The following is a 20,376-nucleotide window of genomic DNA, read 5'->3' as shown; positions in this document are numbered from 1 at the left end:
GGAGGAGCCCGGTCACGGGGAGGGGGAAAGCGAGCGCGCCCCCTCCCCGTACCGCTCCCGCAGCAGGGCCGCCACGCGCAGCCGCAAGCTCCGCACCCTGTCCAGCTGGCCGCCCTCCCGGTGCATCGCCGCGTCGATCGCCAGCAACTCCTCGGGCGGCACGGCCCCCACGTAGGTGCGGAGCTCGGTGAGATCCAGCCGCCGGTTGAAGTCGTGCACGGCGTCCCGCCAGTGGTGCAGCAGGGCGATCAGCTCGTCGTGACCCGGCTCGGAGAACACCCCGGACACCAGCGCGGCGTCGGTCGCGGACTGCACCAGCCGGGGATAGACGCGGGCCTTGGGCGCCTCGGGGTCCAGGGGCGCGAAGCCCTCGCCGTCGAGCAGTTCGGTGTTCTTCACCAGTTCGCCGGCGAGGGCGTAGAGCGCCTGCGCGCGCCGCTCCCGGGCGGCGGCCCGCCGCTCCGCGTACACCCCGGTGATGGCCGCGACCAGCGCGAGCCCGGAGGTGGCCGGCTCGAAGTGGCTGCCCTGGCCCTGGGCGACGCACACCCACCAGACGCAGATGCCGAGCGCGGTCAGCAGGCAGGCGATGGTGGCGGCAGCGAAGAACTGCCGGCTGAGCCGGCTGACGATACCCATCAGGTGTCCTATCGAGCGTCCCAAGGGGGCCGGAACATCACCGGAACATAAGGGGCCTTCAGCCTGCTGTGGCCGCCGGGCCGTTTCAGTCGCCTCAGTCGTCTCAGTCGCCGAACGGATTGGGCCCTATGGCCCGCCCCGGCCGGGGCGCGTCACCGGACTGGAGCAGCAGCAGGGCCATCCCGAACGCGGGCCGGTCGAAGGCGGTGTGTCCGGTCTCGTGCGTCTCGCCCACCTTGGTCAGCCGCGCGTCCACCAGCATCTTCTCCAGGCCGCTCAGGGTGTACTTCCGGCTGAGGAGCAGCCGGATGGTGTCCTGGTCGGGGAAGGGCACGGTGCTGCGGTCGGGCAGCGTCAGCTCCAGCGTCGCCCCTGTGCGGTTGTGGTAGACCACCTTGATCAGCAGCGCCCGGTCGTCCTCGACGAGCCCCTCGTACGTGATGCTGTTGAGATCGATCTGGAGGTCCGTGTACTGCATCAGCGCGCTGGTGACGAACTCCCGGAAGCGCGGGCTGTTCTCGTACTCCTGGGCGGCCGCGCGGGCCGCGGGCTCGTCCTGCCCGGCCGTGCTCGCGACCTCCAGCAGGAAGCGGTCCTGCGGGCGCAGCAGCTTCTCGCCGAGCAGCGCCAGCAGTTGGGTGTCGCTGTCGAAATTGGCGAGTGTGTTGCCCAGCAGTGAATAGACCACCGGTTCCTCGCCCACCGTGCGGCGGATCAGCGTGCTCAGCCGGTCGAGATTCGCGGGCAGGGAGAAATCCAGCTGCACGGGCAGCACATCGGCCACCGGCACATGCAGGTGCTGGAGCGCCTCGCGCTGCGCGAGGCGCAGCATCTCGGCGCTCACGTCCACCGGGATGTAACAGCCGCACCGGCCGCGGCCGTCGAGCGACCGCAGCAGGGCCTGGTCCTTCTGGCCCGTGCCGGGACCGAGGCTCACATAGTGCAGGGGGCCCTCCGGCAGCAGCTCGCCCATGCCGCGCCAGCGGCGGCTGAAGGAGGCGATGCTCTCGCGCATCACCGGGTAGTACAGGTCGTTGCACGCGTGGGCCCAGGCCACGGTCGACTCCAGGCCCCAGTAGGAGAAGCCGGAGGTGATCAGCTTGCCGGAGCCCGAGCCGTCCGGGCGGCGCCGCAGACCCGCGGTCACCTGGGCGAGCTTGCCCGACTGCTCCTCGCCGACCAGGCAGACGGTCCACCCGCTGTCCCGCAGGACTTCCGGAATGCGGTGCACCGCCTGCTCACGCTCCACCATCGTGCCGCCCCCATTCCACCCGGCCGCCCCGACCGGCGGCGTACGCCCGTCAACTGCCGAACCTACCCGGCAGTTGACGATCAGGGGAAGCGGGGGCGGCGGGCCCGGCGCACCGGACGGGCCGAACTGCTGGGCACGGAGACCACACCATGGCGCTGCCGCCACACCTGCCGCGTGACCCACACATCCAGCACCGCCCACGTCGCCGCCACCACGCTCGCCAGGACACACAGCAGCGCGGGCAGCGCGAGCCACGAACCGGCCAGCGCGAACAGCGCGGCGACCATCGCCTCCACCAGCGTCACCGCGCCGATCAGGGCCGCGCGCACCGCCGCCGTGCGCACCGGATCCGGCATCCGCGGCCGGCGCGCCGGCTCCTCGACCCACAGCGGGCGGCTCCGGTGCGACGGGATGTCGCGATTCGGGTCCATGACCGCTCACCTCCCCCAGTGGCCGCCCTTGTGGGGCTGCTGCCAAAAGACGCTCACCAGAGGGACCGAACGGGATCAAAAGGAGAGGGGCCGGGCATAACGCCACCCGAACCGCCCCCGTGCTGACACCGGTCCCCTGCATGAAGAGCGAACGACGGTGCCCAAAGGTTCCCATGGGGAGAGCAATCCAGCCAGGCCGAAAAGTCCTGGAATCACCGGACAACAAGGGACCCGCCGCCGCCACACCCGCGATTCGGCCCCCGCACTGGCCTTCGAGACCCGTACCACGCAGTAGTAGGCTCACGCCGCATTGTTGTCGGAACACCACCCCGGGGCGCCGGGATTGACGTTGGGGAGGCCATGCGCTTTCGCGGGAAGTCGATCCGCCGGAAGATCGTGGCGCTGCTGCTCGTGCCGATGGTGTCGCTGACCGCCCTCTGGGCCTTCGCCACCGTGATCACCGGCAGCGAGGCGGCCCAGCTGCTCACCGTCGCCGACGTCATGCGCAAGGTCGGCTACCCCGCGGAGGACATGGTCCGCGCCCTCCAGCAGGAACGCCGCCAGACCCTCGTCCACCTCGCCGACCCCCGCCGCTCCGACGCCCTCGCCGACCTGCGCGCACGGCAGCGCACCACCGACAAGGCCGTCGCCGCCCTGCGCTCCGGCGCCGACGGCGACGTCCGCGGCGAACTGACCTCCCAGGCCGCGGCCCGCTTCACCGCCATCGAGAAGAGCCTCGGCGACCTCGACAGCGTGCGTCGCAGAGCCGAGGACGACACCATCAGCCGGCACGGCGCCTTCCTCGCGTACAACGAACTCGTCGAGCCCTACTACGCGTTCCTCAGCACCCTCAGCGCCCTCCAGGACGCCGAGCTCGACAAGCAGGGCCGCGCGCTCGTCAACATCGCCCGCGCCCGTGAGGCCCTCTCCCGCGAGGACGCCCTCCTCGCCTCCGCGCTCACCGCCGGCAGCATGAGCCGCCAGGACCTGCGCGCCTTCTCCGACCGCGTCGCCGAACGCCAGGTCCTCTACAGCACCAGCCTCGCCGTCATGCCGCTCGCGGACCAGAAGATCTACGAGGACTACTGGCGCGGCAGCACCGCCGAGACCCTGCGCTCCACCGAGGACACCGTCGTCCTCGCGGGCGCGGACCGCGCCCCGCACGCCGTCGACCCCCAGCGCTGGAACTCCGCCGCCGGCACGGTCCTCGACGAGCTCGGCCGGATGGGCACCCAGGCCATCGACCGCTACGCGGACCGCGTCCAGCCCGCCGCCACCGTCGTCCTCGTCAAGGCCGCGGCCGCGGGCGTCCTCGGGCTCGCCGCCCTCGTCTGCTCGCTCGTCATCTCCCTCAAGGTCGGCCGCGGCCTCGTCCGGGACCTGCGCGCCCTGCGCAAGGAGGCACACGAGGCGTCGGGCGTACGGCTGCCCGCCGTGATGCGCCGCCTCGCCGCGGGCGAACAGATCGACGTGGACGCCGAGGCGCCCCGCCGCGACTTCGGCCCCGACGAACTCGGCCAGGTCGGCCAGGCGCTCAACACCCTCCAGCGCGCCGCCGTCGAAGCGGCCGTCAAACAGGCCGACATGCGCCGCGGCGTCTCCGACGTCTTCGTCAACCTCGCCCGCCGCAGCCAGGTGCTGCTGCACCGCCAGCTGACCCTCCTCGACGCCATGGAGCGCCGCACCGAGGACACCGACGAACTCGCCGACCTCTTCCGCCTCGACCACCTGACCACCCGCATGCGCCGCCACGCCGAGGGCCTCGTCATCCTCTCGGGCGCCGCCCCCGCCCGCCAGTGGCGCAGGCCGGTCCCCCTGATGGACGTCGTACGGGCCGCGGTCGCCGAGGTCGAGGCGTACGAACGCGTCGAGGTGCGCCGCCTGCCCCGCCTCGCCGTGCACGGCCCGGCCGTCGGCGACCTCACCCACCTCCTCGCCGAACTCCTGGAGAACGCCACCGTCTTCTCCCCGCCGCACACCGGCGTCCAGGTGCTGGGGGAGCGGGTCCCCAACGGCTTCACGATCGAGATCCACGACCGCGGACTCGGCATGGCACCGGACCTCCTGCTCGAAGCCAACCTCCGGCTCGCCGAGACTCCCGAGTTCGAGCTGTCCGACACCGACCGCCTCGGCCTGTTCGTCGTCAGCAGGCTCGCCCGCCGCCACGGCGTGAAGGTCTCGCTCCAGCCCTCCCCGTACGGCGGCACCACCGCGGTCGTCCTCGTCCCCCTCGCGCTGCTCACCGCCGCGGGCAAGGGCGCGGCACCGGACGACGAGGACACCGGGGCGCGGGAGCTGCCGAAGGACCGGCCGACGACGCCCCTGTCGCCGCTCTCGGCGCTCGCCGCGCCCGGCGGAGCCCCGCTGCCCGGACGGCACCGGCACGCCACGGCCGAACCGGAGCTTCCGCTCTGCCCGTTCGACACCGGGCCCGACGACGGCGAGGCACAGCACCACCTGGCGGGCGACGGACCGCAGCCGCTGCCCCGCCGCAGACCCCCCGCCCTGATCGCCGACGGCGGCGGCCCGGACGCCGACGACGAGCGCACCCCGACCGGCGGGCTGCCCCGGCGCGTACGCCAGGCCAGCCTCGCCCCACAGCTGCGGAGCGGCCCCGTCCGCCGGCCGCGGGACGCCCCCGCGCACGGCTCCGCCGCGGAAGCGGAGCGCGACGCCGAGGAGGTACGGGCCCGCATGGCGGCCCTCCAGCGCGGCTGGCAGCGCGGGCGGGAGGATCATGGAACCGGCATGAGAACCACAGCACCAGGAACCACACACGAGGGGGACGGTCCATGACCGCACCGAAGGCCGCGATACGCACCACCGGCACCGACGGCACACCGGCCGGCACGCACGAGCGGCGGCCGGCAGCCGCCGGTGACCTGAACTGGCTGCTCGACGACCTGGTCGAGCGCGTCGGCACGGTGCGCAAGGCGCTGGTGCTCTCCGGCGACGGCCTGCCCACCGGCAAGTCCCAGGGGCTCTCCCGCGAGGACGCCGAGCACCTCGCTGCCGTCTCCTCCGGCTTCCACAGCCTGGCCAAGGGCGTGGGCCGGCACTTCGACGCCGGCCAGGTCCGCCAGACCGTCGTCGAACTCGACAACGCCTTCCTGTTCGTCACCGCCGCCGGCGACGGCAGCTGCCTCGCCGTGCTCGCCGACGCCGACTCCGACATCGGCCTGGTCGCCTATGAGATGACGCTGCTCGTCAAGCGCGTGGGCGCGCACCTGGCCACCGCTCCGCGGACCGGCGTGGCCGCCGACGGGTGACGGCCGGCATGACCGGGGACGACGGCCACCGCACCGCCGCGGACGCACACGCCGCGGTGCGGTGGTACGACGACGCGGCGGGCCCGGTGGTCCGCCCGTACGCCATGACCCGCGGCCGGACCCGCGGCGCGGACGGCGGTGAACTCGACCTCATCGCGGTGATCATCGCCGACGAGTCCCTCGCCGGTCCGTCCGGCGCGGCGCACGCCCTCGCGGACCGGACGCTCTCGCCCGAGCACCTCGACATCGTCGAACTCTCGCGCACGCGCCCGCAGTCCGTGGCGGAGCTGGCCGCCGAGCTCGACCTGCCGGTCGGCGTGCTGCGGGTGCTCGTCGGAGACCTGCTGGAGGCGGGACTCGTCCGGGTCACCCGCCCGGTGCCACCGGCGGAGCTCCCCGACGAGACCGTCCTCAGGGACGTCATCGACGCCCTCCGGACGCTGTGACGGCCCGGCCGCCGCACACCGTGCGGCGGCCGGGGACACCGGGACGCACGCGAAGGCGGCGGGCGCGCCGTCCACCGGGGGAGTCCAAAAACTTGTCGTGATCACGACCGATGCGGAACGATCACCCCCGAAGGGGGCCGCCATGACACCCACCCGCACCGCCCCGCTCGCCCTCAAGCTGCTCGTCGCCGGCGGCTTCGGCGCGGGCAAGACCACCATGGTCGGCGCGGTCAGCGAGATCCGGCCCCTGCGCACGGAGGAGACGCTCACGGAGGCCGGGCGCCCGGTCGACGACCTCACGGGAGTCGAGACCAAGCACACCACCACCGTCGCCATGGACTTCGGCCGGATCACCCTCCGCGAGGACCTGGTCCTCTACCTCTTCGGCACACCCGGCCAGGACCGCTTCTGGTTCCTGTGGGACGAGCTCGCCCAGGGCGCCCTGGGCGCCGTCGTCCTCGCCGACACCCGCCGCCTCGCCGACTGTTTCGCGGCCGTCGACTACTTCGAACGGCGCGGCATCGCCTTCACCCTCGCCGTCAACTGCTTCGACGGCGCCGACCGCTACCCCGAGAGCGACGTGCGCGAGGCGCTCGACCTCGACCCGGGCGTGCCGGTCGTCATGTGCGACGCCCGCGAACGCGAGTCCGTGAAGCACGTCCTGATCTCCGTCGTCGAACACGCCATCGCCACCGGCGTCACGGAACGAGACGCTCCGCAGACTCTCCCCCAGGCGCCCTCCCCCTAGGTGCCCTCGTCGAGCCACCCGAAGCTGCGCTCCACGGCCCTGCGCCAGCGCCCGTACTCGCCCTCCCGCTCCGCCGCGTCCATCCGGGGCGTCCACTCCGCGTCCTGCCGCCAGTGCGCCCGCAGTTCGTCCAGGCCGCCCCACACACCGGTGGCGAGCCCGGCGGCGTACGCGGCGCCCAGGCACGTCGTCTCGGCGACCACGGGCCGGATCACCGGCACCCCCAGCACATCGGCCTGGTGCTGCATCAGCAGGCAGTTGGCCGTCATGCCGCCGTCCACCTTGAGCGAGGCGATCGGCACCCCGGAATCCTGGAACATCGCGTCCACGACCTCACGGGTCTGCCAGCTGGTGGCCTCCAGCACCGCCCGCGCCAGGTGCGCCTTGGTGACGTAGCGGGTCAGCCCCGTGATGACACCACGGGCGTCGGAGCGCCAGTGCGGGGCGTACAGCCCGGAGAAGGCGGGCACGACATACGCGCCGCCGTTGTCCGGCACGCTCGCCGCCAGCGGCTCGATCTCGTCGGCGGAGCGGATGAGGCCCAGCTGATCGCGGAACCACTGCACCAGCGCGCCGGTGACCGCTATCGACCCCTCCAGGCAGTAGACGGGCGCCTCCCCGCCGAGCTGATAACCGACCGTCGTCAGCAGCCCGTTCTTCGACGGCACCGGCCGCTCACCCGTGTTGAGCAGCAGGAAACTGCCCGTGCCGTACGTGTTCTTGGCCTCGCCCACCCCGTAGCAGGTCTGCCCGAACAGCGCCGCCTGCTGATCACCCAGCGCCGACGCGACCGGCACCCCGGCCAGCGGACCCACCGCCCTCCCGTACACCTCGGCCGAGGACCGGATCTCCGGCAGCACCGCCTCCGGTATGCCCAGCTCGGCCAGGATCGCCGGATCCCACTGAAGGGTGCCGAGATCCATCAGCAGGGTGCGCCCCGCGTTCGTCACATCGGTGACGTGCGCCCCGCCGTCCGTGCCGCCCGTCAGATTCCAGATCAGCCAGGAGTCGACGGTGCCGAACGCGATCTCCCCGTTCTCCGCCCGCCGCCGCAGCCCCGGCACGTGCTCCAGCAGCCAGGCCACCTTGGGCCCGGAGAAATAACTGGCCAGCGGCAGCCCGGTCGTCTCCCGGAAGCGATCGGGCCCGTCCGCGCCGCCCAGGTCGTGGCAGAGCGCGGCCGTCCGGGTGTCCTGCCAGACGACGGCGTTGTGCACCGGCTTGCCCGTCGAACGGTCCCAGAGGACCGTCGTCTCCCGCTGGTTGGTGATGCCCAGCGCGCTCAGCTCCTCCGCCCGCAGCCCCGCCGCCGCGAGCGCGCCCGCGACCACGGCGCGCACCTTCGCCCAGATCTCGGCCGCGTCGTGCTCCACCCAGCCCGGCCGGGGAAAGATCTGCCGGTGCTCACGCCGGTCCACGGCCACGACCGACCCGTCCCGGTCGAAGACGATGCAGCGGCTGGAGGTGGTGCCCTGGTCGATCGCGGCGACGTACGAGCCCGTCATGGCGTCTCCTCGGAGGACTGCGCTGGCCCACACTGTTCGAACGGGCAGTGTTCACCTGGCGTATGGGAGCGTCAAGCGCCGCCGTCACCCCACGGGAAAGTCGAAATAGGTGTCGGGGAACGGCTCCCCGCGGAGCGTGTAGTGCCACCACTCTTCCGGCAGATTGACGAAACCGGCCCGCTCCATCGTGGATTTCAACAGCAGCCGGTGATCGCGCCGCGCACCACCGACCCTGGGATCCAGCGTGTGCGCGAGGGTGTCGAAGCAGTCGAACCCCGTCCCCATGTCGACGGAGTTGTCGGGGAACCTGCGCTCCTGCGGCGCGTAACAGGGCACCAGCCGCTCACCCGGGCGGTACGGACGCGTCGGCCGGGCGGGCAGCCGCACCAGCGTCAGGTCCATCGTGCTGCCCCTGCTGTGCCCGGACTTCGCGGCGATGTAACCGTCGTCAAAAAGCCGCGACTTGTCCACCCGGGGATAGAACTCCCCCTTCATCCGCTCGTCCGCGAGATCCTTCGCCCAGGCCACGAAGTCGTCGACCGCACGCTGCGGCCGGTAGCAGTCGTACACCTTGAGGCTGTAACCCCGCGGCAGCAGGGCGCGCTGCGCCCGGTGCAGCGCCTGGGCGGCCTGACGGGTCAGGAGACACACGGGGCGCCGGTAGCCGTCGACACGGTGGCCGGTGAAGTTGTGCGCGGTGGTGTACCGCACCTCCTGGAGGATCGTCGGATCGACGTCGGACAGTGCCACGAAACCGGCGGGCGGTCCGGCTTCCACCGGCCGGGCGTGCGCGGCGGGGGCGGCGGAGAGCGCCACGAGGCCGGCCAGAGGGAGAGCGAGGGCGCGCAGGGCTGCGGAGAATCTCGACATGACGTTTCCAGATAGCAGAGCGCGGGCGCGCACGGAAGGGCCCCTTACGGCGCCTCCGGCGCCGAACTCCGGTCCCGGGAACGGGCGGGCCGGAGGAGAGCGCCGCCCGCCTCACCTCGCACCCGCACCGGATAGCCCACATCCTCCGCCCCCTCCCGCTCCACCTCGACGACACCGTCGCGCAGCCGCGTCGTGAAGCGCACGACCGACGGCGCGGCCCACCCCGTACCCGTGTCCGGCACGAGCACCCCGCCGCCCGTACGGCCGGTCGCCGGCGCCCACACCTCCAGCTCCACCCCGCCGTCCGCCCCGGTCACCGGGATCACCGAACCCGCCCGCGCCAGCACCGGGAGGCGCGCCAGGGGAGCGTCCAGCAGCACCTGCCCCGGCCCCTCGTGCGCCTGCCCCGTCACCGTGTCGTACCACCGGCCGCGCGGCAGCCGCACCGCCCGCCGGTCGGTGCCCTGCTCCAGCACCGGCGCCACCAGCAGCGAATCACCCAGCAGGAACGCGTCCTCGCAGTCACGCAGGGCACGGTCCTCCGGTGAACGCCACCACACCGGCCGCACATACGGCGCGCCCGTGCGCTGGGCCAGATGCGCGAGCGTCACGAAATACGGCAACAGCCGCATCCGCTCCCGCAGCGCCGCACCCGCGTGCTCCAGCACCTCCGGCCCGAACTCCCACGGCTCCCGGCGGCCCGCGTCGTGCGCCGCGTGCGTACGGAACAGCGGCAGATACGCGCCCAGCTGGAACCAGCGCAGGAAGAGCTCCGGCGACGGATGACCGGTGAAACCGCCGACGTCCGGGCCCGAATACGGCACTCCGCACAGCCCCAGCCCCAGGACCAGCGCCAGTGACGCGCGCAGCCCCGGCCAGCCCGTCGCCACATCACCGGACCACGTGCCGCCGTAGCGCTGCATGCCCGCCCAGCCCGACCGGGAGAACAGGAACGGACGCTCCTCCGGCCGCAGTCCGCGCAGCCCCTCGTAACCCGCGCGCGCCATGGTCAGCCCGTACACATTGTGCGCCGCACGGTGATCACCTCCGCGGCCCTCCAGCGAGTGCCGGGCGGAACGCGGCAGCGACGGATCGCCGAACGCCGCGAACGACACCGGCTCGTTCATGTCGTGCCACACCCCGGAGAAGCCCTGTGCCAGCCGCTCCGCGTACAGCCCGCCCCACCACTCGCGGACCCCGGGATCGGTGAAGTCGGGGAAGACGGACTCACCGGGCCACACCTCGCCGCGCACCTCCCGCCCGCGCGCGTCCCGCACGAACGCACCGGCCGCCGTGCCGCTGTCGTACACCGCGACCCCCGGCCGGGCCCGCACGGCGGGATCCACGATGGACACCAGCCGCACCCCCTGCTCCCGCAACTCGGCCGCCAGACCGGGCAGATCGGGGAACCGCTGCCGGTCCACCGTGAAGACGCGATGCCCCTGATAGTGATCGATGTCCAGGTGCACCGCGGACAGCGGCAGCCCGCGCTCCCGGTACCCCGCGACGACCCTGCGCACCTCCCGCTCACTGCCGAACCCCCAGCGCGCGTGCTGCGGGCCGAGCGCCCAGGCCGGCGGCAGGGCCGGGGACCCCGTCAGCGAGGACCAGGTGTGCAGCACGCGCGCGGGCGTGCCCACCACCACCCAGGAGCGCAGCGGACCGCCCTCCATCCGCACCTCGCAGCTCCCCGGCCGGTCGTGACCCGACCCCGCGCCCTCCTCGCCCTCGCGCAACGTCACCCGGCCGTCCCAGGTGTTGTCGTGGAAGGCCAGATGCGTACCCGCGTCCGCGACCACCAACTGCACGGGCATCGTGATGTACAGCGGATCGTCACCGGGCTCGAAGGCGCCGCCGGGGTCGGTGTTCCACAGGCGGTACGCACCGTCCCGCAGCCGGGGTCCCGCCGCCCTGCCCCCCAGGCCGAAGAACCGCGCGTCGGCCGCCACTTCCGACCGCTGCGTCCACCGCGCCTCCACCGCCTCCCGGGCCGCCGGATCCACCGGTTCCCACCACCGCGGCGGCAGATCGCGCCGCAGCACCACCCCGCCCGGCGTCCGCACCTCCACCGAGCCGTGGCGCCCCACCACCACCAGGACCCGCTCGGACACCACCCGCCAGCCGCCGTCGGTGTCCGGCTCCAGCACCGCGCGCTCGTCCGCCTCCGGCACCTGTCCCGCCAAGGCGTACGACGGCTCCGGCTCCGCGCCGTCCCAGCCGCAGAACACCGCGCCGCCCACGGCCACCCGCACCCGCAGCGACGACCGCGCGAACCGCACCACCCCGCCGCCCGGCAGCGGCTCGGCCCCCCGCACGGCCCCCGGCACCCGCGCCCGCTCCGCGCCCCGCCGGGGCAGACCCGCCGCGTCCGCCCACCGCCTGCGCCAGGCCCACCGCAGGGACCGCAGGCCCCGTGCCGTCCCGACCGTATTCACTAACCGCCGCAGATCACGCGCATCCATGCTGCTCAGCCTGCCACCGCCGCCCTCGGGGCGGCGCTCCGTTCAACACTCGTTCACCCCCCGGGGATCCACCGGACACCAGTGGGCCCGCTCACGGGTTATCCACAGGGCTGGTGCCCGAGTCGATCACATGGCATCGTCCTGCTCAGCCGCGTCACGCACGGCACCCAGACGGCGTGCGCGGCGACGCCCACGACGCGTACAGCCGGGAGCAGCCACGATGACCACCGCACCGCAGCCCGCCGACCGACCGGAGCCCCTCTGGAGCCCCGGCGAGGACCGCGTCGCCCGCGCACAGGTCACCCGCTTCCACCGCTGGGCCGCCGAGCACCACGGCGCGCCCGCCCCCGCCCCCGGCGACCCCGCCGCGAGCTATGCCGCCCTGCACCGCTGGTCGGTGGCGGAGCTGGAGCGCTTCTGGCAGGCCGTCACCGAGTGGTGCGACGTGCGCTTCTCCAGCCCGTACGAGAGGGTCCTCGCCGATCCCGCGATGCCCGGCGCCGTATGGTTCCCCGGCGCCACGCTCAACTACGCCGAGCACGCGCTGCGCACCGCCGAGGACCCCGCCCGCGCCCATGAGCCGGCCCTGCTGCACACCGACGAGACGCACGACCCGCGCCCGGTGACCTGGGCCGAGCTGCGCGCCCAGGTGGGCTCGCTGGCCGCCGAGCTCCGCCGGCTCGGGGTCCGTCCCGGTGATCGCGTCAGCGCGTATGTGCCCAACATCCCGCAGGCCGTTGTCGCCCTGCTCGCCACCGCGGCCGTCGGCGGCGTCTGGACCTCCTGCGCCCCCGACTTCGGGGCCCGCAGCGTCCTCGACCGCTTCCAGCAGGTGGAGCCGGTCGTGCTGTTCACCGTCGACGGCTATCACTACGGCGGCAAGCGCCACGACCGGGCCGACACCGTCACCGAGCTGCGGGCGGGGCTGCCCACGGTGCGCGCCGTGGTGCACATCCCGCTGCTGGGCACCCCGGCCCCGGAGGGCGCGCTGGAGTGGGACGCCCTCACCTGCGGCACGGTGGAGCCCGTCTTCGAGCAGGTCCCCTTCGACCACCCGCTGTGGGTGCTCTATTCGTCGGGCACCACCGGTCTGCCCAAGGCCATCGTGCAGTCCCAGGGCGGCATCCTCGTCGAGCACGTCAAGCAGCTCGCCCTGCACTGCGACCTGGGCCCGGGCGACCGCTTCTTCTGGTACACCTCCACCGGCTGGATGATGTGGAACTTCCTCGTCTCCGGCCTCCTGGTGGGCGCCACCGTCGTGCTCTACGACGGCAGCCCCGGCCACCCCGACACCGCCGCCCAGTGGCGCGTCGCCGAGCGCACCAGAGCCACGCTCTTCGGCACCTCCGCCGCCTATGTGATGGCCTGCCGCAAGGCCGACGTCCACCCGGGCCCCGACTTCGACCTCTCCCGCGTCAGATGCGTGGCCACCACGGGCTCACCGCTGCCCCCCGACGGCTTCCGCTGGCTCCACGACGAGGTCGCCGCCGACATGTGGATCGCCTCCGTCAGCGGCGGCACGGACGTGTGCAGCTGCTTCGCCGGCGCCGTGCCCACCCTCCCGGTGCACATCGGCGAGCTCCAGGCCCCCTGCCTCGGCACGGACCTCCAGGCGTGGGACGCGCACGGCGAGCCCGTCGTCGACGAGGTCGGCGAGCTGATCGTCGCGGCCCCCATGCCGTCCATGCCGGTCCGCTTCTGGAACGACCCCGACGGCAGCCGCTACCGCGACAGCTATTTCGAGATGTTCCCCGGAGTCTGGCGGCACGGCGACTGGATCACCCTCACCTCGCGCGGCAGCGTCGTCATCCACGGCCGCTCCGACTCCACCCTCAACCGCCAGGGCGTCCGCATGGGCTCCTCGGACATCTACGAGGCCGTCGAGCGGCTCCCCGAGATCCGCGAGTCCCTCGTCATCGGCGTCGAACGGCCCGACGGCGGCTATTGGATGCCGCTCTTCGTCCACCTCGCACCCGGCGCCACGCTGGACGAGGAACTCCTCGGCCGCATCAAGCGCACCATCCGTGAGCAGCTCTCACCGCGTCACGTCCCCGACGAGGTCATCGAGGTCACGGGCATCCCGCACACGCTCACAGGCAAGCGGATAGAGGTCCCCGTCAAGCGCCTTCTCCAGGGCACGCCCCTGGAGAAGGCGGTCAACCCCGGCTCGGTCGACAACGTCGCGCTGCTGCACTTCTACGAGAAGCTGGGCCGCGAGCGGGCGTGACGGACGGACCCGCTCCCTCCTGACAGCCGGCCACGGAAGGGGTGGGCGGGGGAAACCCGCTCACCCGCCGTACGTCGCCTGCCGTTCCCCCAGCGCCGCCGCGAAGTCCGCCGCGAACCGCCCGGCCTCCGACGGGAGCAGCTCGGTCACGGTGACCCGCACCCCCGGCCCAGCCGCCAGCCGGAAGCGCGCCCCCGCGGCCACCCACCACCCCGATGACCGCAGCCCGTTGATCACCGCCGCCTCGTCCCGCACCGGCACCCAGACGTTCAGGCCGCTCGCTCCGTGCGCCGCGATCCCGTGCCGCGCCAGCTCGTCCAGCAGCGTCCGCCGCTGCAGCGCGTAGGCGGCGTTCGCCTGTCGTACGAGATCCTGGGCGGCGGGGTCCGTCAGCAGGCTCGCCACCGTCTCCTGCAAGGCGTGACTCACCCAGCCCGACGTCAGCAGCAGCCGCCCGTCGTGCCGGGCCAGCGTGATCGCGTCGCACGCCATCGCCGCCCACCGCAGGTCCGTCCCCAGGTATTTGGTGACCGTGCGGACCTGGGCCCAGCGCGTCAGGCCGCCCGCGGTGAGGCTGTGCAGCGGCACCCCGGCGATCTCCGCCGCGTGGTCGTTCTCGATCACCAGCACGTCCGGTGCCTCCGCCAGAACCTCGACGAGGGCGTCCCGCCGCTGTGCCGAGAAGCACCCGCCGTACGGATTCTGCGACCGCGGACTGCAGATCACCGCCCGTACGCCCGCGCGCACCGCGGCCCGTAGCGCGTCGGGACGGATGCCCTCGTCGTCCACCGCGACCGGCACGGACCGCAGCCCGAGGGCCGGCACGAGGTCCAGCAGGTGGTGGTAGCCGGGATCCTCCATCGCCACCGCGTCCCCGGGCCGCAGCTCGACGGAGAGCAGCCGGGCCACGCAGTCCAGCGCGCTGTGCGCGAAGGTGACATCGCCACAGGGCACGCCGTCGCGCTCGTACCACGCGCGCGTCAGCTCCTCCAGGTGCGGCAGCCGGGGCGAGGAGCGGTGCGAACGCGCGCCCGGCGACACCCGCACGGACGGCGCCGCGTCGGGCAGGAACGCCGGATCCGGATGGCCGTCGGCCAGGTCGCGCAGGCCCACCGGGACCTTCGGCGGGCGCCGCGAGGCGACCGACGGGGCCTCGGCCACCACCGTGCCGCCGCGTCCGCGCGTGAGGACGATGCCGCGGCCGCGCAGCTCCTTGTAGGTGGCCGCGACCGTGCCCGGACTCACCCCCAGCCGTTCCGCCAGCGCCCGGACGGGCGGCAGGGCGCTGCCCGGGGGCAACGACCCGTCCGCGACGCCCCGTTCGACGGAGGCGGAAATCTCCTTGGCGTTCGTACCGCTGATCTCATATTGTGTTGCCACAGATCTAACTATGTATCAATACAATAGCTCGGTCAAGGGGGAGCACATGCGGATACCGGGGGGACCGGACGGCCACCGGATGATGGCGGTCACCTTCGCCGACAAGGCGGGCTCGGGGCTCTGGGGGGCCACCTCCGCCCTCTACTTCACCTTCGTCGCGGGACTCGACACCGCCGAGATCGGCCTCCTCGTCGGCCTCTCGGGCGCCATCGGCATAGCGGGCCCACCCCTCGGCGGCCTCCTGGCCGACCGCGTACCACTGCGCCCCCTGCTGACCGTGGTCCAAGCCGTACGCGCCCTCGCCTCTCTCGGCCTCCTCGCCACCACCGACCTGCGCCTCCTCCTCGCCATCGCGACCGTCGGCAGCCTCGGCGACCGGACCTCCGCCGTCCTGACCAAGCTCTACGCGACCCGCATCGCGGGGGAGGAGCGCAGCCGCTACCAGGCCATCAACCGCACCGTCTCCAACACCGGATGGGCCATCGGCGGCCTCGTCGCGGCCGGCGCGCTCACCCTGGGCACCACCACCGTCTACAGCTGGCTGCTCGCCGGCGACGCCCTCTCCTTCGTCCTCTGCGCGCTCCTCACCCTCCGCTGCGCCGAACCGCCAATCCCCTCCGCCCCGTCACTCCCCTCCGCTCCATCGGCCCAGGAGGCCATGACCGACGCGGAAACCACACTCACCCCGATAGGCCACAACAACCCCTGGCGCGACCGCCGTTACCTCGCCTATACCGCCAGCGAGACCCTGCTCTTCCTCGACGACTCCGTCTTCAAGATCGGGCTGCCGCTGTGGACCGTGACCGCCACCACCGCACCGCACCAGGCCGTACCCCTCCTCCTCGTCCTCAACAACCTGCTCGTCGTCTGCTTCCAAGTCCCCCTCGCCCGCTTCGGCAACACCCCGCGCGCCGCACGCGCCACCCTCCTCCCACTGGGCGCGGCCTTCCTCGCCGGGGGCGCCGCCCTCGCCGCCTCCGTCGTCGCGACACCCTGGCTCGCCACCCTCGCCCTCACCTTCGCCGCGACCGCCTTCACCGTCGCCGAGATGCTGCACGCCACCGTCTCCTGGGAACTGTCCGTAGCCCTCGCCCCGCCCACCGCCCAAGGCGCCTACCTCGGCGTCCACGGCCTCGCCCAAGCCGCCCAACGCAGCGTCGGCCCCCTGGCCATGACCTGCGCCATCGCCACCGGACCGGCCGGCTGGCTCGGCCTGGGCGCCGCCCTCGCCGCCGTCTGCCACGCCCAGCGCCACCTGGTGCGCGACCGCGGCACAACGGCGTTGTCAGTGCCACCGGTTACGGTGAGTGAGCATTGATCGTCCGCGCTGAGGGGGAACCATGGCGAACACCGGGAACAGCGGCAACCGACGACCGGCGACGCGGCGCGCACTGCGCCGAGAAGTGCCCAGCACGGTGGCCGTGCTGGCAGACGAGCAGGACTTCGCCGCCATGAGGCGGTACGAATCCTTCCTGTTCGACGACCACGCGACGTATCTGCGGCAGATGGAGGGGCTGCTGCGGTCACTCGCCGCCCAGGGCACGCACACCACCGTGACCCTCTTCGACCCCGTCGACTACGAGGAGTTCTGCGCGGACGCCCGCCTCGACCCCGACACCCCGGCCAGCCGCACCCGCTATACGGCGGAGGTCGCGGCGGCGGGCACCAGCGTCACCTATGAGGGCCAGCCGATCGGCAGACTCCTGCCCCAGCTCGTCAACGAGGCCGAGCAGCAGGCCACATGGGAGTACGCCTCGTCACTGCTCACCCGCGGCGACTGCGCCTCCTGCGGGGAGGACATCGGCCGGGCCGCCTTCGCCCGCGCCAGCCAGGCCCTGCGGCAGCTCATCGAGGCGGCCGGCCCCGGCGCGCACCACCTCGTGTGCAGCGTCCCCGCCGAAGGCGCCACCCCGCTCGTCGCCGTCCTCCACGCGGAGCACGGCGACGGCGGCGAGCTGCGCCTCGGGGAAGCCGCCGCCCTCGTGTTCTGCACGGTCCTGGGAGCGGGCATCGCCACGGAGCGGCCCGGCGGAGTCGTCCTGCGCACCGCCGCGCCCGGCCGCCGCGACACCGTCCGGGGCTGGAGCCTGCGCGACGGCTGGCTCAGGCCGCTCAGCGAGGCGGAGGTCTTCGCCGCCTACTGCACCGACGCCCGGACCGGCGAACCGGTGCCGCCCGAGCCCGGCGTCGACTACCGCGCGGGCCTGCATCTCACCGAGCCCACGGAAGGAGACGGGCGCCCCACGGCCTGAAACGCGAAAGGTGCCCCGCCGGCCCGGCGGGGCACCTCCCGCATCTGACGACGTGTCACCACGTCACCGGCTCACTCGCCGGACAGCACCGCCTGCGCGGCCACACGGGCCTCCTCGGCGGAGTCCGTCGCACGGGCGGCGGCAGCGGCACGCTCGCACTGCGCGAGCGTGTGCTTGGCCAGGGTCGCGCGCACATAAGGAATGGACGCGGCACCCATGGACAGGCTGGTCACACCCAGACCGGTCAGCACACAGGCCAGCAGCGGGTCGGCCGCGGCCTCACCGCAGACACCGCAGCTCTTGCCCTCGGCCTTCGCGGCCTCGGCGGAGGCCGCGACCAGGTCGAGCAGCGCCGGCTGCCACGGATCCTGGAGCCGCGACACCGCACCGACCTGACGGTCGGCGGCGAAGGTGTACTGCGCCAGGTCGTTGGTGCCCAGCGACAGGAACTCGACCTCCTGCAGGATCGAGCGGGCCCGCAGCGCGGCGGAGGGAATCTCCACCATCGCGCCGAACTTGGCCCGCAGCCCCGCCTCACGGCACGCGTCGGCGAAGGCCTTCGCGTCCGCGCGGTCCGCCACCATCGGGGCCATGACCTCGAGGTAGACGGGCAGCCCCTCGGCGGCCTTGGCCAGCGCCGTGAGCTGCGTCCGCAGCACCTCGGGGTGGTCCAGCAGCGTGCGCAGACCACGCACACCCAGGGCGGGGTTCGGCTCATCGGCCGGCGTCAGGAAGTCGAGCGGCTTGTCCGCGCCCGCGTCCAGCACCCGCACGACCACGCGGCCCTCGGGGAACGCCTCCAGGACCTTGCGGTACGCCTCGACCTGCTTGGCCTCGGACGGCGCCTTCTGGCTGTCGTCCAGGAAGAGGAACTCGGTACGGAACAGGCCCACGCCCTCCGCACCCGCCTCGACCGCGGCCGGCACATCGGCCGGACCGCCGACGTTCGCCAGCAGCGGCACCTTGTGCCCGTCGGACGTCGCACCCGGGCCGGACGAAGCGGCCAGCGCGGCCTTCCGCGCCTCGGCGGCCTTCGTCAGCTCCGCGCGCTTCTCGTCGCTCGGCTCCACGAAGACGTCACCCGTGCTGCCGTCCACGGCCACGACCGTGCCCTCGGCCAGCTCACCGGCGCCCGGCAGCGCGACGACCGCGGGCACGCCCAGCGCCCGGGCCAGGATGGCGCTGTGGCTGGTCGGCCCGCCCTCCTCGGTCACGAAGCCGAGCACCAGGGTCGGGTCGAGCAGCGCGGTGTCGGCGGGTGCGAGGTCCCGCGCGATCAGCACATACGGCTCGTCACTGTCGGGCACGCCCGGCATCGGAACGCCCAGCAGGCGCGCGACGATACGATTCCGCACGTCGTCGAGGTCGGCCACCCGGCCGGCCAGGTACTCACCCGCGTTGGCGAGCAGCGCGCGGTAGGCGGCGAAGGCGTCGTAGACCGCGCGCTCGGCGGTGCTGCCGACGGTGATGCGCCGCTCGACATCCGCCATGAGCTCCGGGTCCTGCGCCATCATGGCCTGGGCCTCGAGCACGTGCTGGGCCTCGCCACCGGCCAGGTTGCCGCGCGCGATGAGGTCGGCGGCGACAGCCTCCACGGCCTGGCGGGCGCGGCCCTGTTCGCGCGGCGCCTCGTCCGTCGGGATCTGCTTCGCCGGCGGCTCCAGCACCGCCGTGCCCATGTGCCGCACCTCGCCGATCGCCACACCGTGGCTCACGCCGACGCCTCGCAGCGTTGTCTCCATTTCACCCGTCTCCGTTGATGCGGCGGCTCGACCGCCGCGGTGGATGTCGTACGTGCCGTCCCTGTCTGTCCTCAGGGACGGGGCCGGCTACTGCCAGCTGAAGAGCTGGTCGCCCGCCTTGACGTCGCCGTCCTCGCGCACATCGCCGAGCGAGTCGGCCGTGGCCTCGAGCGCGACGACCGGGCAGATCGGCGACTTGCCGGCCGCTTCGACGGCGACCGGGTTCCAACGCACGACCTCCTGGCCGCGCGTGACCGTGTCGCCCTTGTTGACGAGCAGCTCGAAGCCCTCGCCGTTGAGCTGCACGGTGTCGATGCCGAGGTGCGTCAGCACGCCGTGCCCCTCGGCATCGACGACGACGAACGCGTGGGGGTGGAGCGAGACGATGACGCCGTCAACGGGCGAGACCGCGGCCGAAGGCTCACGCACGGGGTCGATAGCGGTACCGGGTCCCACCATCGCGCCGGAGAAGACCGGATCGGGCACTGCCGCGAGTCCGATGGCGCGTCCGGCAAGAGGGGACGTCACGGTGGTCATGGGAAGCCTCCCAGGGGTGAAGATTCATCACACGCCGTCACTGCCTGTCCTGGACGGCGCGCTGGCCAGAAGCGTATGTCATAGGAACTGCTGATTCCGCACGCGCGAGGGCCACCCGGCGCAGCCACCGAGGCCCCTCCTATGCGCGGGGGACGGCCCCGGAATCGATTTGCCTCGCCCCGCCGGGAGCTGTACTGTCGGATCCCTGCCCACGACCGAGGCCCGCAGTCAACTGCTGGCAAGGCGAGGGGCGGCACCTATCGGATATGATCCTTTTCCCGGATCCGCTTCTGTGTGCCCGTGTGTCCATTGTGACCATGGAAACGAGCGGTAAGGGAGCGGAAAAACTCCTGATAGAGTGGTGGAACACCGAAGGGAAGCGCCCAGAGGGCCCGGAAGCGGGACCAAAGGAAGCGTCCGTTCCTTGAGAACTCAACAGCGTGCCAAAAGTCAACGCCAGACTATAAAACACCCCGTCCATCTCGATGGATGAGGTTCCTTTGAAAGTCCTTCTTTCGGGAAGGCAACAACACAGCGAGGACGCTGTGCACGGCCGGGCTTATTCCGCCTGGCTGTGCCGCTCAACGCGAGTGTCACCCGATTACGGGTAAACATT

15 protein-coding genes and 1 pseudogene are annotated in these 20,376 nt (G+C 72.9%); 7 read left to right on the top strand and 9 right to left on the bottom strand.

Translation table 11 applies throughout. The annotated features are described in order from the left end of the window. Nucleotides 1–12: 12 nt before the first annotated feature. The 3 genes and pseudogenes from ACZ4A5_RS25420 to ACZ4A5_RS25410 form a co-directional block, all read right to left on the bottom strand. Nucleotides 13–639, bottom strand: coding sequence for a hypothetical protein (locus ACZ4A5_RS25420; protein WP_467588665.1), 627 nt, complete (start codon nt 637–639; stop codon nt 13–15). 103 nt (nt 640–742) lie between these two features. Further along, nucleotides 743–1,891, bottom strand: coding sequence for an L-histidine N(alpha)-methyltransferase (locus ACZ4A5_RS25415; protein WP_467588659.1), 1,149 nt, complete (start codon nt 1,889–1,891; stop codon nt 743–745). Between the two features lie 95 nt (nt 1,892–1,986). Further along, a pseudogene (locus ACZ4A5_RS25410) lies at nt 1,987–2,322 on the bottom strand (hypothetical protein); the annotation flags it as partial. A gap of 360 nt (nt 2,323–2,682) precedes the next feature. Between ACZ4A5_RS25410 and ACZ4A5_RS25405 the strand changes: the two are divergent. The 4 genes from ACZ4A5_RS25405 (at nt 2,683) to ACZ4A5_RS25390 (ending at nt 6,785) form a co-directional block, all read left to right on the top strand. Next, on the top strand, nt 2,683–5,118 hold the full coding sequence (locus ACZ4A5_RS25405) for a sensor histidine kinase (protein WP_467588656.1): 2,436 nt from the start codon (nt 2,683–2,685) through the stop codon (nt 5,116–5,118). Then, complete coding sequence (locus ACZ4A5_RS25400; protein WP_467588653.1) at nt 5,115–5,591, top strand: roadblock/LC7 domain-containing protein; 477 nt, start codon at nt 5,115–5,117, stop codon at nt 5,589–5,591. Before ACZ4A5_RS25405 ends, ACZ4A5_RS25400 begins: the two co-directional genes overlap by 4 nt. Nucleotides 5,592–5,599: 8 nt before the next feature. After that, on the top strand, nt 5,600–6,037 hold the full coding sequence (locus ACZ4A5_RS25395) for a DUF742 domain-containing protein (RefSeq protein ID WP_467588649.1): 438 nt from the start codon (nt 5,600–5,602) through the stop codon (nt 6,035–6,037). A gap of 142 nt (nt 6,038–6,179) precedes the next feature. After that, nucleotides 6,180–6,785: a GTP-binding protein gene (locus ACZ4A5_RS25390; protein WP_467588645.1), complete on the top strand. Its 606-nt coding sequence runs from the start codon at nt 6,180–6,182 to the stop codon at nt 6,783–6,785. Here ACZ4A5_RS25390 and glpK read toward each other — a convergent pair. The 3 genes from glpK to ACZ4A5_RS25375 form a co-directional block, all read right to left on the bottom strand. After that, nucleotides 6,782–8,290 carry a glycerol kinase GlpK gene (gene glpK / locus ACZ4A5_RS25385; protein WP_467588642.1) on the bottom strand — a complete coding sequence of 503 codons (1,509 nt, stop codon included), beginning with the start codon at nt 8,288–8,290 and terminating at the stop codon, nt 6,782–6,784. The two genes, ACZ4A5_RS25390 and glpK, sit on opposite strands and share 4 nt — an antisense overlap. An 84-nt stretch (nt 8,291–8,374) precedes the next feature. After that, nucleotides 8,375–9,160, bottom strand: a complete 786-nt coding sequence (locus ACZ4A5_RS25380) for a M15 family metallopeptidase (protein WP_467588638.1) — start codon at nt 9,158–9,160, stop codon at nt 8,375–8,377. Between the two features lie 44 nt (nt 9,161–9,204). Further along, complete coding sequence (locus ACZ4A5_RS25375) at nt 9,205–11,622, bottom strand: glycoside hydrolase family 31 protein (RefSeq protein ID WP_467588633.1); 2,418 nt, start codon at nt 11,620–11,622, stop codon at nt 9,205–9,207. Between the two features lie 220 nt (nt 11,623–11,842). On the opposite strand from ACZ4A5_RS25375, the gene ACZ4A5_RS25370 reads away from it, so the two are divergent. After that, nucleotides 11,843–13,849: an acetoacetate--CoA ligase gene (locus tag ACZ4A5_RS25370; RefSeq protein WP_467588630.1), complete on the top strand. Its 2,007-nt coding sequence runs from the start codon at nt 11,843–11,845 to the stop codon at nt 13,847–13,849. Between the two features lie 60 nt (nt 13,850–13,909). Here ACZ4A5_RS25370 and ACZ4A5_RS25365 read toward each other — a convergent pair whose 3' ends face one another. After that, nucleotides 13,910–15,229: an aminotransferase class I/II-fold pyridoxal phosphate-dependent enzyme gene (locus tag ACZ4A5_RS25365; protein WP_467588627.1), complete on the bottom strand. Its 1,320-nt coding sequence runs from the start codon at nt 15,227–15,229 to the stop codon at nt 13,910–13,912. A gap of 46 nt (nt 15,230–15,275) precedes the next feature. Here ACZ4A5_RS25365 and ACZ4A5_RS25360 point away from each other — a divergent pair, with 46 nt between their 5' ends. Both ACZ4A5_RS25360 and ACZ4A5_RS25355 read left to right on the top strand, forming a co-directional pair. After that, nucleotides 15,276–16,547: an MFS transporter gene (locus ACZ4A5_RS25360; protein WP_467588624.1), complete on the top strand. Its 1,272-nt coding sequence runs from the start codon at nt 15,276–15,278 to the stop codon at nt 16,545–16,547. A 22-nt stretch (nt 16,548–16,569) separates the two neighbouring features. Continuing rightward, nucleotides 16,570–17,481: a hypothetical protein gene (locus tag ACZ4A5_RS25355; protein ID WP_467588620.1), complete on the top strand. Its 912-nt coding sequence runs from the start codon at nt 16,570–16,572 to the stop codon at nt 17,479–17,481. A gap of 71 nt (nt 17,482–17,552) precedes the next feature. On the opposite strand, the gene ptsP is transcribed toward ACZ4A5_RS25355, so the two are convergent. Together ptsP and ACZ4A5_RS25345 are read right to left on the bottom strand one after the other, a co-directional pair. Continuing rightward, nucleotides 17,553–19,223 (bottom strand): phosphoenolpyruvate--protein phosphotransferase, encoded by a 1,671-nt coding sequence (gene ptsP / locus ACZ4A5_RS25350; protein ID WP_398872039.1) that lies wholly within the window; start codon nt 19,221–19,223, stop codon nt 17,553–17,555. Between the two features lie 87 nt (nt 19,224–19,310). Then, nucleotides 19,311–19,760, bottom strand: a complete 450-nt coding sequence (locus tag ACZ4A5_RS25345; RefSeq protein WP_398872041.1) for a PTS glucose transporter subunit IIA — start codon at nt 19,758–19,760, stop codon at nt 19,311–19,313. Between the last annotated feature and the right edge of the window lie 616 nt (nt 19,761–20,376).

Source organism: Streptomyces sp. NPDC025618 (assembly GCF_055558795.1).
This window is presented reverse-complemented; position numbering and strand designations above follow the sequence as displayed.

Bases quoted from the DNA above. Each gene is read 5' to 3' on its own strand.
- ACZ4A5_RS25420 (WP_467588665.1), bottom strand. From the start codon at position 639: ATGGGTATCGTCAGCCGGCTCAGCCGGCAGTTCTTCGCTGCCGCCACC.
- ACZ4A5_RS25415 (WP_467588659.1), bottom strand. From the start codon at position 1,891: ATGGTGGAGCGTGAGCAGGCGGTGCACCGCATTCCGGAAGTCCTGCGG.
- ACZ4A5_RS25405 (WP_467588656.1), top strand. From the start codon at position 2,683: ATGCGCTTTCGCGGGAAGTCGATCCGCCGGAAGATCGTGGCGCTGCTG.
- ACZ4A5_RS25400 (WP_467588653.1), top strand. From the start codon at position 5,115: ATGACCGCACCGAAGGCCGCGATACGCACCACCGGCACCGACGGCACA.
- ACZ4A5_RS25395 (WP_467588649.1), top strand. From the start codon at position 5,600: ATGACCGGGGACGACGGCCACCGCACCGCCGCGGACGCACACGCCGCG.
- ACZ4A5_RS25390 (WP_467588645.1), top strand. From the start codon at position 6,180: ATGACACCCACCCGCACCGCCCCGCTCGCCCTCAAGCTGCTCGTCGCC.
- glpK (WP_467588642.1), bottom strand. From the start codon at position 8,290: ATGACGGGCTCGTACGTCGCCGCGATCGACCAGGGCACCACCTCCAGC.
- ACZ4A5_RS25380 (WP_467588638.1), bottom strand. From the start codon at position 9,160: ATGTCGAGATTCTCCGCAGCCCTGCGCGCCCTCGCTCTCCCTCTGGCC.
- ACZ4A5_RS25375 (WP_467588633.1), bottom strand. From the start codon at position 11,622: ATGGATGCGCGTGATCTGCGGCGGTTAGTGAATACGGTCGGGACGGCA.
- ACZ4A5_RS25370 (WP_467588630.1), top strand. From the start codon at position 11,843: ATGACCACCGCACCGCAGCCCGCCGACCGACCGGAGCCCCTCTGGAGC.
- ACZ4A5_RS25360 (WP_467588624.1), top strand. From the start codon at position 15,276: ATGCGGATACCGGGGGGACCGGACGGCCACCGGATGATGGCGGTCACC.
- ACZ4A5_RS25355 (WP_467588620.1), top strand. From the start codon at position 16,570: ATGGCGAACACCGGGAACAGCGGCAACCGACGACCGGCGACGCGGCGC.
- ptsP (WP_398872039.1), bottom strand. From the start codon at position 19,223: ATGGAGACAACGCTGCGAGGCGTCGGCGTGAGCCACGGTGTGGCGATC.
- ACZ4A5_RS25345 (WP_398872041.1), bottom strand. From the start codon at position 19,760: ATGACCACCGTGACGTCCCCTCTTGCCGGACGCGCCATCGGACTCGCG.